This is a genomic window from Paenibacillus ferrarius (assembly GCF_002027705.1).
GTDB lineage: Bacteria > Bacillota > Bacilli > Paenibacillales > NBRC-103111 > Paenibacillus_E > Paenibacillus_E ferrarius.
On the sequence record NZ_MBTG01000029.1, the window covers coordinates 43707 to 57388 of the forward strand.

Annotated in this window: 14 protein-coding genes; 11 read left to right on the forward strand and 3 right to left on the reverse strand. The window is 41.3% G+C overall.

Annotation, left to right across the window (positions count from 1 at the left end):
• Window positions 1-562: 562 nt before the first annotated feature.
• Window positions 563-931, reverse strand: a complete 369-nt coding sequence (locus BC351_RS26900) for a DUF6713 family protein (RefSeq protein ID WP_079416834.1) — start codon at window positions 929-931, stop codon at window positions 563-565.
• 310 nt (window positions 932-1241) lie between these two features.
• Here BC351_RS26900 and BC351_RS26905 point away from each other — a divergent pair, with 310 nt between their 5' ends.
• Genes BC351_RS26905 through BC351_RS26920 form a run of 4 tightly spaced genes read left to right on the forward strand, consistent with a single transcriptional unit; the run spans window position 1242 to window position 4132 of the window.
• Window positions 1242-1811, forward strand: a complete 570-nt coding sequence (locus BC351_RS26905) for a class I SAM-dependent methyltransferase (RefSeq protein ID WP_079416836.1) — start codon at window positions 1242-1244, stop codon at window positions 1809-1811.
• Window positions 1808-2407 (forward strand): DedA family protein, encoded by a 600-nt coding sequence (locus BC351_RS26910; RefSeq protein ID WP_079416838.1) that lies wholly within the window; start codon window positions 1808-1810, stop codon window positions 2405-2407. Before BC351_RS26905 ends, BC351_RS26910 begins: the two co-directional genes overlap by 4 nt.
• Window positions 2404-3096, forward strand: coding sequence for a response regulator transcription factor (locus BC351_RS26915; protein ID WP_079416840.1), 693 nt, complete (start codon window positions 2404-2406; stop codon window positions 3094-3096). Before BC351_RS26910 ends, BC351_RS26915 begins: the two co-directional genes overlap by 4 nt.
• A complete protein-coding gene (locus tag BC351_RS26920; RefSeq protein WP_244209186.1) occupies window positions 3077-4132 on the forward strand; it encodes a HAMP domain-containing sensor histidine kinase in 1056 nt (351 codons plus the stop codon). The genes BC351_RS26915 and BC351_RS26920 overlap by 20 nt, the downstream gene beginning before the upstream one ends.
• A gap of 106 nt (window positions 4133-4238) precedes the next feature.
• Here the strand turns inward: BC351_RS26920 and BC351_RS26925 are convergent, their stop codons facing one another.
• Window positions 4239-5003: a YheC/YheD family protein gene (locus BC351_RS26925; RefSeq protein WP_079416844.1), complete on the reverse strand. Its 765-nt coding sequence runs from the start codon at window positions 5001-5003 to the stop codon at window positions 4239-4241.
• A 560-nt stretch (window positions 5004-5563) separates the two neighbouring features.
• On the opposite strand from BC351_RS26925, the gene BC351_RS26930 reads away from it, so the two are divergent.
• Genes BC351_RS26930 through BC351_RS26940 form a run of 3 tightly spaced genes read left to right on the forward strand, consistent with a single transcriptional unit; the run spans window position 5564 to window position 9216 of the window.
• A complete protein-coding gene (locus tag BC351_RS26930; RefSeq protein WP_079416846.1) occupies window positions 5564-7888 on the forward strand; it encodes a xanthine dehydrogenase family protein molybdopterin-binding subunit in 2325 nt (774 codons plus the stop codon).
• Window positions 7875-8708 (forward strand): FAD binding domain-containing protein, encoded by an 834-nt coding sequence (locus BC351_RS26935; protein WP_079416848.1) that lies wholly within the window; start codon window positions 7875-7877, stop codon window positions 8706-8708. The genes BC351_RS26930 and BC351_RS26935 overlap by 14 nt, the downstream gene beginning before the upstream one ends.
• A 7-nt stretch (window positions 8709-8715) precedes the next feature.
• The gene (locus BC351_RS26940) at window positions 8716-9216 is read left to right on the forward strand and encodes a (2Fe-2S)-binding protein (protein WP_079416850.1); all 501 of its coding nucleotides are present in this window, start codon (window positions 8716-8718) and stop codon (window positions 9214-9216) included.
• 40 nt (window positions 9217-9256) lie between these two features.
• Here BC351_RS26940 and BC351_RS26945 read toward each other — a convergent pair whose 3' ends face one another.
• Window positions 9257-10270 (reverse strand): FUSC family protein, encoded by a 1014-nt coding sequence (locus BC351_RS26945; RefSeq protein WP_079416851.1) that lies wholly within the window; start codon window positions 10268-10270, stop codon window positions 9257-9259.
• 308 nt (window positions 10271-10578) lie between these two features.
• Here BC351_RS26945 and BC351_RS26950 point away from each other — a divergent pair, with 308 nt between their 5' ends.
• The 4 genes from BC351_RS26950 (at window position 10579) to BC351_RS26965 (ending at window position 13662) form a co-directional block, all read left to right on the forward strand.
• The gene (locus tag BC351_RS26950; protein ID WP_079416853.1) at window positions 10579-11127 is read left to right on the forward strand and encodes a hypothetical protein; all 549 of its coding nucleotides are present in this window, start codon (window positions 10579-10581) and stop codon (window positions 11125-11127) included.
• Window positions 11128-11157: 30 nt separating this feature from the next.
• Complete coding sequence (locus BC351_RS26955; RefSeq protein WP_079416854.1) at window positions 11158-11844, forward strand: response regulator transcription factor; 687 nt, start codon at window positions 11158-11160, stop codon at window positions 11842-11844.
• The gene (locus tag BC351_RS26960) at window positions 11841-13139 is read left to right on the forward strand and encodes a sensor histidine kinase (protein ID WP_079416856.1); all 1299 of its coding nucleotides are present in this window, start codon (window positions 11841-11843) and stop codon (window positions 13137-13139) included. Before BC351_RS26955 ends, BC351_RS26960 begins: the two co-directional genes overlap by 4 nt.
• 97 nt (window positions 13140-13236) lie before the next feature.
• Window positions 13237-13662 carry an FMN-binding protein gene (locus BC351_RS26965; protein ID WP_079416857.1) on the forward strand — a complete coding sequence of 142 codons (426 nt, stop codon included), beginning with the start codon at window positions 13237-13239 and terminating at the stop codon, window positions 13660-13662.
• Window positions 13663-13682 lie beyond the last annotated feature (20 nt).

Consider the following 13682-nt stretch of genomic DNA (forward strand, 5'->3'; position numbering starts at 1 on the left):
GATGCTATTGATGTAGCTAATCAAACAACAATATGGAGAAAATATTTTAGTACCCAACAACAACTGATTATTGTTATCTTAGTGACAATAAACGAAATAATAATATCAATGTTCCTATTCAAATATTTCTGGGGGATTTCAGAACATTTGATACGGTAAAATACGACTAAGTAATGTTTCGCGGAACGTCAGTATCGTTGAACTAACGGGTGAACTTTAGTTGAAAGCAGGGAGTAAATCGCCGCAGCGGCGGCAGCTACCCACTAACTTATGTGCAAAAGATAAGATACAGACTTAATGTAATGAATGTTTGGAATAACTTTACTGGAAACGATAGCTCAATAGACATCAGGAGCAGGCTGCCGACAGCATAGAACGGCAGCCTATTCAATTAACGGTGTATTACCTCGATTGATTAAACTATCTTTGAGCACATATTACGACTGGGCAGGATACTGACTTAATTTCATGATTAATTGATATTGAAGATTATCATTTTGACGGGAGGGTTTTTACTGGAAATAGAAATCATACATCGAATTGGAAGGAAGTTAAGAGAAAATCAGAGATTCACAATCAATAATAAATGGATAGCAGCAAGAGTTCCCATCGGATAGATGATGAAACGAGAGAATGTATTTTTAAATTCGTTGCGGGAGTGCTTTTCGAAAAATAAGTGCAGGATCGCATGGATCATGAGAAAGATGTCTAGCACCCAAAACGTAATCGTCTGATATTGGCTAAAAAGTAAAGCGAGTATGATGGTGTACAGGGGGAGATGGATAAAGGTGAACACTTTATAGGCTTTTGCATCATCCATATCTTGTAGAACGAAAAATAGTTTCCATTCCGAACGTCGAATTGCATCCATTTCGTGCAGGAGAAATAAGGACAAGTTAAACAAGAATAGCAACAACAACAAATCAGGCATATCAAACCTCCTAAAATTGTATAACAAACGTTTCCCATGACTTCATTTCAATGATGTTATCATGAATCAGAACTTTGCACCACATGAGTGCCGGCTTGTAATTTAAGTGTAGTCGGAAGCCAGTAAAGGCCGTCGTCCCTTTAAGATAACATGAAACCAATGGTTAAAGAATTTTCATTAAGCGTCCTATTAAATAGGGCGTTTTTGTTTCGAGTTTTTCTCTTCAGAAATTCTTTAGTTTTATCCCCGTATGTTCCTTAGAATTTCAACTTAATATATGAAGAAAATAAGGAGAAGGGCGGGGAGATTCATGGCTTCTGATCAATATTTAATGTTTTTACAAAAATTCATTCAAAGTCCTAAGCAAATCGGTAGTGTATTGCCAAGTTCTCGATTTTTGTCTAATAAAATGGTTCATTCTGTTCCGTGGAGCGAAGTTGGTTCTGTTGCTGAACTTGGATCCGGCACTGGTGCAGTCACTCAGTTTATCAAATCGAGTGTATCGGACTCAACTAAAGTGTTTTTGTTCGAGAATGACGAGAGCATGAAGGCTATTCTGCAAAAACAATACCCTGATTTTGTATGCCACACAAATGCATGTTACTTAACAAATGTAATAAATCACCACGGCATCCGTCAGTTAGACTGCATTATTAGCGGATTACCGTTTTTCAATTTTCCAAGAGAACTTCGAGAAACGTTAATTGATCAAATTGTCAAAGCCTTAAAACCGGGCGGCTACTTTGTTGCCTTTCAGTATTCGCTCCAGATGAAAAAGCATTTAGCACATGCATTCGATATCGAAAGGATAAATTTTGTGCCGCTTAATTTCCCGCCAGCATTTGTGTATGTATGCCGTAAAAAGGGGGGGATTGCTTGAATTACGACACACTCCTACATTTTATTTCAGAATTTGGATATGCCGCGTTGTTTTTTTCGCTTTGGCTTGGTATCGTTGGTATGCCGATACCAGACGAGGTCATCGTGATGACCGGAGGAGCTGTAAGCAAAACGGATATTCTCCTTACGTTTCCAGCTTTTATTGTCACTTATTTAGGCGTAATTTCTGGGCTATCACTTGGTTATGTTCTCGGCAGATTTCTCGGATCACCGGTGCTTGATAAACTTCGGCGTAAAAAGAATATGGGTAAGCATTTAATAGCAGCAGAGTATATGTTAAACAAATACGGAAATTTTGCTTTAAGCTTTAGTTACTTCATACCGGTCTTAAGACATCTTATTCCCTATTTAGTTGGGATTAATAAAATGCCGTATCGTCATTACATGCTTTATTCTTACACGGCTGGACTTGTCTGGACACTTGTCTTTTTTGTGTTAGGTCGACTAGCAGGAGCCCATGTGCAAAGTATTGGGACAATGGTATATCATTACGGTATATATGTAGGACTTTCATTAACGATAATCATTTTTATAGTTTTATTATTCAGAAGCCAGAAAAGGGGGAAAGCAAGATGAACACAGTATTAGTCGTAGACGACGACTCAGAAATTCGCGATGTTATTCACGTTTATTTGCGCAACGAAGGATATAAGGTTTTAGAAGCAGAGGACGGTCTTAAAGCGTTAGATGTATTAAATGTAAACTCCGTACAGCTCATTATTTTGGACGTTATGATGCCCAATTTAGATGGTATTAAAACGTGCATGAAGATTAGGGAAACATGGACAACGCCCATCATTATGCTCTCAGCTAAAGAGGAGGATATCGATAAAATCACGGGTCTTTCTATTGGCGCTGATGACTATGTGTCCAAGCCCTTTAATTCTTTAGAACTGCTTGCAAGAGTCAAAGCTCAACTTCGGAGGCAAACGTACACCACAAAAGAATCAAACGATTCCGCGATTACCATACAAGAGCTTGTTATCGACAAAGCAAAACATTTCGTATCGATAAGGGGGAAAGAGGTTTCCCTTACACCTCTTGAATTTTCTATTTTGGAGTTATTGGCAAGCCACTCTGGGCAAGTTTTTAGTGCCGATAAAATTTATGAAACGTTGTGGAATGAACCCTCCGGCTATTCCGATAACACGGTCATGGTGCATATCCGCAATTTGCGTGAAAAAATGGAGGAACATCCGAGAAAACCCCAATATATCAAAACGGTTTGGGGAGTGGGATATAAAATTGATAAATATACTATTTAGCCTGATAAGAGGCAAAAAAAGCATCCGGGTCGAGATGTTTTGGGCATTTATTTTCAGTCTTATTATTGCGGTTATTTCCATGGTGGTCGTCGCGAATTTTAATCAAACTTATGTGCCGACTATTTTTTTTGTGGCTACATTCATCGTCTCTTTTTATTTGCTAACCGGCCGTGTGGTCAGATACCTCATTGCTTTAGCAGAAGGACTCGATATCATTTCAGAAGGAAATTTGGGATATCGCGTACCAATACTGCGAGAAGATGAACTTGGGCGAGTAGCATTAAGCATTAATGCGATGACTGAACGATTAGATCGACAGATTCAAATGGAGCGGAAGATTGAAAAATCCAAGATGGACCTAATAACAGGTATATCCCATGACTTGCGCACGCCTCTTACGAGCATCATTGGTTACTTAGATTTGTTAAGAACTAGTTCATTTCAAGATCAGAATGAGTATGAACGGTTTTTTCAAAACACATATAGTAAAGCCATTCATTTGAAAAATCTCATAGACGATTTGTTTGAATACACTCGTCTTACATCTAGCAGCATTAAATTAAATCTGAAACAAATTGATGTTCGTCAGCTGCTTGACCAAATGATTTTTGAATTCGAGCCTATTGCTCAGGAATACAGTGCATCCATAGACAAAGATATCGGCAATACCGCTGTTGTTACGGCAATTGATAGCGAAAAATTCGGGAGAGCCATCGATAATTTGCTGATGAATGCGCTCAAGTATTCCATTAAGCCGGGCACAATCCGTATCTCCATGAAAACAGATGAACAGTTTTTTTACATTACAGTCGAAAATGAAGGAACACCCATAACAAAAGATCAAGAAGAAAAACTTTTTGACCGTTTTTATAAAGGCGATCACTCGCGGCGCAGCGAAGATATCCAAACGGGTACCGGTTTAGGTCTTCCGATCACCAGAAACATTGTTGAAATGCACGAAGGAACGGTAACGCTTACACATAATGACGGGGTTTTCGTCGTTATGATGACGGTTCCCTTCAGAAATTCTTCATGAGAAATAGATAATAGCAATTGAAGACTTGATCGATTAAAAACTGAAGGAAAACTCAGATTCTGAGCATTCCTTCTGTTTTATTTTTAAGTGACAGATTATAGAGCAATTACTTACGTTTCACATGTAAAAACCTGCCGTTTGCTTTCGCATAACGAAGAACTTTAAAGAACATTTTTTTATCTTTTAATTTATTAAATATGAATGGATCAGGTGCTGTGTTTACTTCAAGCACCCATGGCTTCAATTGTTTATCTATCCCGATGTCAACACCAATTTCTTTAAATCTAGGATAAGTCTTCTGGTAGTGCTTTGCAATTTGATACCCTAAATGTTGCAAGTTTTTGATATATTCTTTTTTCAACGGATTCTTTAAATAGGAATTAAGTAATAATTCTAAGGGTAGTGGTTTACCGCTATTATGAAAGTTCGTCACTATTTTTTTGGGATGGGCAACTCGACCGATATACCCTGTAGCTTCCCAAGTCTTCCTTGGGCTTTTTTGTACCATAATGCGTGTATCGAATATGTTCTTTTGATAGGTTAGAAGATCTACTCCTTGCTGCACTAAATAGGATCTGTTTAACTTTGCTTTATTAAGTGATGTATATAAGCCTAAAAAAGATCCAAATGATCTAGCGATTTCCCCAGCTTGAAAGCGGTATTTTTTATCGTTTTTCTCCACGCGAATAACGCCTTGTCCGAAAGATCCATTGATGGGTTTGACATAAACCATCTTATGTTTATTTAACATCTGCTGCAGGTTCGTTTGATTGTAGATTTTTGTTTCCGGAACAAATTTGCGCAGCTCTTTGTTTAATAAAAGAATCTTCGTTTTGACCCATTTACTGCCTAGAGTACTCGCTCGGTTCATAATAATCACAACACCTTTACTTGGTTTTTTCAGCATATATTTTCTGTAATTTGGTTGCTGTAACTCGACACGTTTAGGCTATATTATTCTAGCAATTGATAGATACAATGTTCCACAAACTCTCCCACTGGTGGCGGAACGGGGATTTATTCAGGAACAATTATCAGAATATGCATATTGAAGAAATTCCCCTCTGGTCCTTATTTGAATGTACTCCTTATTATATTCAAATAAAGGTCAGAATTTTGGAGTAGAGTCTATTTGTTAAATAAAAATTTATATAGACTTTAGTAGTTCGAAGATGGCGTTAGTCACCTGCCAAGGATAAGAATCAAGTCATTTTGAGCATTCTTATTGCAGCTGTGGGAGCGGTTGTACTTACCGCCAAGATTCAATGTGGATATAACATATCCCATAAATCTCATGAATAGATTTAGATGTGGATCTGAACGGAACTTATCAGGTATGTTAGCGACAAATACAATTCTAATGCAAAACGATAGTAGGCTACGAAGAATTTGAACGTCACATGATCATTTCAATAAAAGGAGGGGGGCAAGATCCGACACTCGATTGGGAAAAGCATTCCAAGAAAGGAAACATGGGAGAAAGTCACAGGGCTTACCAAATATATGAATGATGTCTCAGGACCGGAACTATTACATGTCAAAATTGCCATCAGCCCGCATGCTCACGCGAAAATAAAATCAATTGATTACTCAGAAGCGATGAAACTTCCGGGTGTAAAAGCGGTCATAACAGGTCGAAATGAGCCGATTTTGACAGGTTCGCCGCTGGCAGACCGTCCGCCACTGGCCATCGACAAAGTGAGATATTACGGCGAGCCCGTCGCCCTAGTTGTTGCGGAGCAAGAATATATAGCAGAAATGGCGGCTCTCCGAATTAAAGTGGAATACGAACTTTTACCGGTCGTCCTTTCTCCAAGCGACGCTTTTCAGAGCAACGCTCCTATCATCCATGAGCATCTTGCCGAGTACAAGCGACACGAAGAAGCTTACCCGGAGCCGGGAACGAACATTGCGAACCGGACAAAAATACGCAAGGGGAATATGGCACAAGGATGGAAGAATAGCGATCATACGATTGAAGTTAAGGTGACTATACCGCAATCGGATCACGCAGCGATGGAAATGCGCTGCTGTACAACGCAGATTTTACCTGACGGTAGAGTCATCATCCATTCCGCTTCTCAATCGCCTTTTGTTATCCGAAGAACTCTCAGCCAATCCTTTCATATCCCGCTTCATAAAGTGATCGTTCACACGCCTCTGGTCGGAGGTAGTTTCGGTGGGAAATCCGCGATTCAGATCGAATTTCTTGCTTTTATGGCATCCCGTGCGGTTGGTGGAAAAGCTGTAAAATTGGTGAATTCCCGAGAGGTGGACATGATCTCTTCTCCCGTCCATATCGGACTGGATGCGACAATCAAACTTGGCTGCACGCAGGAAGGGAGATTGATGGCTGCCGAAATTTTGTATCTGTATGATGGCGGAGCCTATTCGGATCGAGGTGCGGTTATGAGCCGGGCAGGAGCGGTCGATTGTACGGGACCTTATCGTATCGAGAACGTTCAATGCGACTCATTATGCATGTATACGAACCACCCTTATTCCACTTCCTTTCGAGGATTCGGGCACCCCGAACTGACGTTCGCGATAGAAAGAGCAATGGATTTACTGGCTGACCGAGTGGGCATGGATCCTTTAGAGTTTCGCTTTAATAACGCAATTGGGCCAGGGGATACATCTCCGACACAAACTTTACTCAATAGAAGTAATTTGGGTGATCTGCCCATGTGCATTGCCAAATTGAAAACATTACTCCAATGGGACGACCGTCCAGTGCGTGAAACCGATGGCCATCTCGTCAAAGCGGTGGGGGTATGCTGTTTCTGGAAAAATTCCGATACGCCAACAGATGCCGGAGCGGGAGCCGTTATCGCATTTAATCCGGATGGAAGCGTTAACCTGCTCTGTGGCGCAGTAGAAATCGGCCAGGGTACCAGGACATCTCTGACACAACTGTTAGCCGAAAAGCTGCGTATGGATGACCGGTTGATCCATATCTCTACGGATGTCAACACCGAGAAAGATCCCTATTTTTGGAAAACAGTAGCAAGCCGCAGTACCTTTCTAGTCGGCAATGCGATCCTGCATGCGGCTGACGATGCCATCGCACAGCTAAAAAACATAGCTGCAATCGTCTTGCAATGCTTGCCAACAGACTTGGATGTCGGAGCGGGCAAGGTTTACTTGAAAGATCGCCCTGATAAAGAGATAGCCATTGAAAATATCGCTAACGGCTACACATTTCCAAATGGAAATACGATTGGCGGTCAAATTATCGGCCGCGGAAGCTATGCCATGCGTAATTTAACCTTATTAGACCCTCAAACCGGTAAAGGAAATCCCGGTCCTGAATGGACAGTTGGCGCTCAAGCAGTAGAGGTGGAATTAGATACTAGAGATTATACGTACAAAATCATTAAAGCGGCAACCGTCATCGATGCCGGCAAGGTAATTAATCCCGGAATGGCCCGCAGCCAAATAACAGGGGCAATGAGTATGGGCTTAAGTTTTGCCAGCCGGGAAGCTTTTGTATTTAATGAGAAAGGTGCTGTATTAAATCCGCAATTTAGAACCTATAAATTGATTCGTTATGGTGAGCAACCAACGTACATCGTTGATTTCGTCGAGACGCCTCATTTGGAAGCGCCTTATGGATTGCGCGGGATCGGCGAGCACGCCTTGATCGGCATGCCGGCCGCATTGGCTAACAGCTTAACCATTGCTGCTGGCGTAGAGCTCAATCATCTGCCACTGACACCCGAGATGATATGGGGGACGATCCATGATACCTTTTGACTTTGAATACTACAAACCTTCCTCTGTCCAGCAGGCTGTGGAATTATTTCAGTATTTGCAAAAACAAGGGAAGAATCCGATATACTACGCCGGAGGTACGGAGATCATCACGTGGGCTCGAACAAACGCCATCCAACCGGGAGCAGTCATCGATTTGAAGGCCATTCCGGAGTGCAATGCAATGGATATGCGGAAAGATCAGCTGGTTATCGGAGCCTGTGTCACGTTATCGGCTTTGTCTGAGGCGAACGCGTTCCCTCTGCTCAGCGAATCGGCGCAGGGAGTCGCCGACCAAACAGCCCGGAATAAAATCACGCTCGGAGGAAACATTTGCGGCAACATTCATTATCGAGAGGCTGTACTCCCGCTTCTGCTGGCAAACAGTCGTTTGGTTATAGCCGGCATACATGGAAGAAGAGAAGTTTCGATTCATCATGTTTTCTTACAACAAATGAGATTGGAAAACGGAGAATTTCTTGTACAAACCTTAACAAACCGCGCTTATTTGTCACTGCCGTACGTTCATTATAAAAAACGGCAAATAGGCAACGTAGGCTATCCTCTCGTCACACTAGCTGCTCTTAAAATAGATAACCAGATCCGTACGGCATACAGCGGCGTCTGCGCATTTCCCTTTCGATCCGTTGAGATCGATCGGTCGTTGAACGACTCCACGCTACCTTTGACAGCAAGAATTGCGCAGGCGGTAGGTAAGCTTCCTGCTCCTTTACTACATAATACAGAAGGTTCCGCTTCTTACCGGGAATTCGTACTTAAACAAACGATGGCAGACGCGGTATATCTTTTGCAGAGAAGGTGAAGCATGAATGTCATCTCGAGACATGACTGTTTATCCAGTTGAATTTGAAATTAACGGAGATAAACGAACGATACAAGTAAGGGCTGCAGATGTACTCTTATATACACTTCGAGACAAGCTCGGACTCACGGGGAGTAAACCCGGTTGCGGTAACGGAGACTGCGGTGCCTGTACAATATGGGTAGACCGCCAGCCCATGAAATCGTGCCTAATGCTCACCGTGGAAGCTAGTGGAAAACAAATCACGACGATTGAGGGTCTGACGGACTCACCCGTACAACATGCATTTGTTCAAAATCAGGCGTTCCAATGCGGTTATTGCACTCCTGGTTTTATTATGAACTGCGAAGGCTTGCTGAGTCTTCACCCTGATGCCGATGAAGAGACCATTCGGGATTGGCTGGAATCCAACATTTGCAGGTGTACGTCCTACGAAGAAATTCATCATGCAGTGAAGGACGTTTTTCAGCGAAATAAGGATAGGGAGCCGAGGACCTCGGGGAGCTAAGGAGGAGGCTCCGTGCTATTTCTTGAACATCATTATTAGATTAATTCGCAGTTTGAAAATCTTGAATGACTTGCTCCGCGTTCAAATATAAGGCAACCGGGTATTGATACTTCTCCATATTATCAGGCACTTTAATTTGCAAAGCTGATTCGTTGGAAACCAAGCTATATTTTTCCGGGTCATCCAATGCTTCTTTCCATTCCTTGACAAGTTTCCCTAGCGAGTTCAAATGATCGGCCCACATTCGTTGATTCTCTTTTGCAAAATTGCCGCTTTCGGACCACTTTAACAAAATGCGTATCATATCTGAAAGATTGGCATGGCCCGATCGAAGTCGATGCATTTGCTGGTTCAGCGCTTTCAAAGTATTGCGTTTATTGGCACCTATTGGATTATAACGCAGACTTTGCTCCGCTTTATCCAACTCGTTGGTCACTTGATGAAGTTCCTGAAATAATGTTTGCAATTTAGTTTGCAAATTTTGTGTTTTACTTGAGGAACAGCCCTCTGTGACCCAAAGAGCGGTGTTTATAAAATGATTGGATAGATGGTCCGCAAATTGGATCATCTTTTTTTTAGCTTTGTTAACAGAATCGGGAGGGAATATCATGATATGGATCAGGATGGCTACGATCGCACCTATAACAGTATCGCGTATCCGATCAAGCGAGTAGCTCGGCATCTTGCTTTGAAAGTACATGACCAATAAAATACTGAGAGCAAATTGGACCATTATTGCATGATCTAATTTCAGCCACGTTAAAATAAGAGCGCCGACTAGAAGAAGGAATCCTATACTCCAGCCGTTTAAGCCAATATAAGGTGCTATGGAAGCAGTTAAAATGACACCGGCTATGGTCCCCACGATGCGCTGCCAAGCAAATTGTATGGATTTGTCAACTGTTAATTGGATACACAAAATGACCGTTAGAGGAGCCAAGTAAGGATGCTTAGATCCGGCCCACTCAGCAAGCTCCCAAGACAGTGCTGCAGCTAATGGGGTTTTCCATACAACCCCCTTGTATTTGATAAAATCTAACATTTTATTCGTCACTTTGTTATGCTCCATCTTCATCTTATCAGTTAATAAGCATTTCGCAGGTGAGACAGTTCTGAATGAGCTGAATCCGATTTGGACATCCTCTTCGGGAACATCGTAAATAGAGCATCGGCTTGCGTTATGTTAGATCGATGTCCCTATCGGAAAAGTCTAATTTTTCTTGTAGTATGTGAATCAACCTTTACATTTATTACTGAAGCTGAGGAACAATGTTTCTGGAATGCATCGGTTTTGAGCTTTTCATTTCATTTTCAGAAAAATGAGGTATATTACAACTATAAATATGAGTTGGAGGAGTTAAGATGAGCTCTCAGCATAATGTAGAAGGAAAACCATCATGGATTCCAAAGAAAGAACGAATATGGGTATTTGGTGCGATAGCCGTGTCCATAATCTATGTCATATGGCAGCTTTGGAGTCTTCTTCATTTACCATCAACAACATTGCACGATCGTCGTTTTGAGCATACATTCAAGGATTATGGCTCCAATGCCCGAATTGCCTTATTCATAGTGTTAGCAAATTATGTTTTAGCATTCATAATCAAACAGCGTATTTGGGCAAAATTAGCTGGTCTAAAAAAAGGTATGGTTATGCTACTTCGTATTGTCAAAAAATATCACACCTCGATTGCGATTCTCGCTATCGCACTCATTACTCTCCATGCGGTTGCCGTATTTATGTATGGTTTTAAATGGGATTTCAACAACATTACCGGGCTACTTGCACTAATCGTCCTGTTACCGGTACCGATTTCAGGTTTATTCCGTTACAGAAGACTCGATAAGAAATGGCATTTAAGATGTGGACTAGCATTTGCTATCTTATTTTTGATTCACTCATTTCTATAATAGCAAATCTGAGGAAGGTGGTGGGGCGCTATGCATATCTTACTGGTTGAGGATGATGCGAAGCTGGGCGAGCTGATCCAATATAAACTTAAAAAGCAACTGTACCAAGTGGAATGGGCATTAAATGCGGAAAGTGCACTGGAATTCATTGAACGAGCCACCTTTGATATTTATATTTTAGACTGGATGATTCCTCATAAAACCGGAATTGAGTTATGCAAAGAAATCCGAATGAAGAAGAATCGGACACCGATCCTAATGCTAACAGCACGAGATTCCATTACTGACCGCGTTCAAGGTTTAAATGCAGGAGCAGATGATTACTTGGTGAAGCCATTTGCTTTCGAGGAATTGATAGCTCGTCTCCATGCCTTATATCGTAGAAAAGAAACGAACTGGGAAGCGGATACCAAAATATTTGGAGATACGCTTGTCATTGACCATAGTACATATGAAGTGAGTAGAAACGGAGTGTCGATTCCTCTTTCACGCCGCGAGTTTCAATTGTTATCGTTGATGTCACAACATCCAAAACAAATATTAAGCAGAGAGCAGCTGATTGATCGTGTATGGGGCATAGATGCTGAAATTACACTTAATACTGTCGATGCCACCATTAAATTACTGCGTAAGAAGCTGGACGACCCATTTTCCGATAAAATTATACAAAATGTACGTGGACTAGGTTACCGCTTGGTTGTAGAAGGAGGAAAATGATGTTCGAACGAACAAGAAAGCAACTGACGATATTTTTCGGCAGTATACTTGGCGTTGTTATCATTCTCATAACTGCTTTTTTTTATCTGATTCTACAGGAAACTCTTCGACACAATGAAAATCAGAAATTAGAAGATCTAAAGAATAAAATGGCCCAGCAATGGGAGCATCGCATTGAGGAACAAATAAAAGGCAAGCGTCCGATGGAGCGTGAAGCGAAGAATGTCGAATGGATCTTCCTACTTTCAGACGAATTAATTGTTTGGGTAAGTCCAGACGGGAGAACTCAGATCTCTCCAAGTCGTTACACTGAAATGTCCAATCAACTCTTAATTTGGGCACAACGAAACGAAAAGAAAAGTGAGCACGGTGAACGGTTCTATGTGGAAGTAGGGGGGGAAAGGCAGACATTTGTGGTTAGCTCTCAAATCTTAAATGACGCTGGCGGCGTATATTGGATGGCCATAGACATCTCCGCAAATGCAGCACTCCTGGATACAATCAGGCTAATCCTCTTGATTTCTACCTTTGTATTATTGTCCCTAGCGATCTGGTTAGCTTATTTTTTTGCCGGCAAAGCCATGGTTCCGATCAAAAAATCCTATTATCGTCAGGTTGAATTCACAACGAATGCATCTCATGAGCTAAGGACACCGCTGAGTGTTATTCATTCCTCCGTAGAACTATTAGAGGAGTGCAAGGATACATTGCCCGAATTTGAACAGCATGTTCTGGATAGTTTACAAGATGAAGTGAAAAGGATGATCCGGCTTGTAGAGTCATTACTAACCTTAGCTCGTAGCGATTCGAAATCTTCACAAATGAAGTTGGATAATGTTGATTTAGTTCAAGTTTCCCACCAAATGTATCAGGCGATACAGCCTTTGGCACTCAAAAAAGGAGTTCATTTACAGCTGGATTTACCTGATAATGATCATGGAGTCAACTTCATTGTTGGAAATGTAGATCAAATAAAACAACTCCTTTACATTTTACTTGATAATGCCATAAAGTATACGTCACCTGGCGGAAAAGTGACGATTTCATATCGGGCTTCACATAGAGGTAGAACAACGCTGCAAATCGCTGATACTGGTATTGGCATACCTAAGGATGAGCTCGCACGCATATTTGAGCGTTTCTATCGAGTGGACAAAGCACGTTCACGTGAATTAGGTGGTGCAGGATTAGGCCTGTCTATTGCCGCAGACATCTTAAACAATCACAGGGCTTACATTCATGTTACGAGTGAAGAAGGGAATGGGAGCATATTCGAAATCGAATTCCATGCATAGCTGATTTCAGTTTAATTTCATTTACTTGATGTATCATTAATCAAGTAGATGGTGAAGTAGCATCTAAGTACTATATGTGTAAGTTGGAGGAATGTATATGGCCAAAATGGATAAAAAGTGGATTGTACTTTGTACTACAGCCATAGGTGCAATGTATAGCGCTGGGTATTTGACAACAGAAACGCAAGCCACATTACAGGAGCCTCAGCAGCACATACAAACCAATATTCATTCAGTCAGTAGTCAGGTCAAAAGTCAATATAAGAATGGAACTTTCGAAGGAAGTGGAAGTAATCGCCGTGGGTCCATTGGAGTTAAAGTGAGCATTACCAATGATAAAATAACCGATGTGGAAATAAGTCATTTTGCCATGCATTATTCTAAAAACGATGTTGTTGGATTACCTCAAGAAGTTATACAAAAGCAAAGTGCTCAAGTGCAGAATGTTTCAGGAGCAACATATAGTACACAAGCATTCCAAGATGCAATTGAAGACGCACTTACGCAAGCGCGGAATGTATAATGGTCCATATTGTGCAAAAG

What these genes read in the sequence shown, in the direction of transcription:
- BC351_RS26900 (WP_079416834.1), bottom strand. Translation starts at nt 931, where the DNA reads ATGCCTGATTTGTTGTTGTTGCTATTCTTGTTTAACTTGTCCTTATTT.
- BC351_RS26905 (WP_079416836.1), top strand. Translation starts at nt 1,242, where the DNA reads ATGGCTTCTGATCAATATTTAATGTTTTTACAAAAATTCATTCAAAGT.
- BC351_RS26915 (WP_079416840.1), top strand. Translation starts at nt 2,404, where the DNA reads ATGAACACAGTATTAGTCGTAGACGACGACTCAGAAATTCGCGATGTT.
- BC351_RS26925 (WP_079416844.1), bottom strand. Translation starts at nt 5,003, where the DNA reads ATGAACCGAGCGAGTACTCTAGGCAGTAAATGGGTCAAAACGAAGATT.
- BC351_RS26935 (WP_079416848.1), top strand. Translation starts at nt 7,875, where the DNA reads ATGATACCTTTTGACTTTGAATACTACAAACCTTCCTCTGTCCAGCAG.
- BC351_RS26940 (WP_079416850.1), top strand. Translation starts at nt 8,716, where the DNA reads ATGTCATCTCGAGACATGACTGTTTATCCAGTTGAATTTGAAATTAAC.
- BC351_RS26950 (WP_079416853.1), top strand. Translation starts at nt 10,579, where the DNA reads ATGAGCTCTCAGCATAATGTAGAAGGAAAACCATCATGGATTCCAAAG.
- BC351_RS26955 (WP_079416854.1), top strand. Translation starts at nt 11,158, where the DNA reads ATGCATATCTTACTGGTTGAGGATGATGCGAAGCTGGGCGAGCTGATC.
- BC351_RS26960 (WP_079416856.1), top strand. Translation starts at nt 11,841, where the DNA reads ATGATGTTCGAACGAACAAGAAAGCAACTGACGATATTTTTCGGCAGT.
- BC351_RS26965 (WP_079416857.1), top strand. Translation starts at nt 13,237, where the DNA reads ATGGCCAAAATGGATAAAAAGTGGATTGTACTTTGTACTACAGCCATA.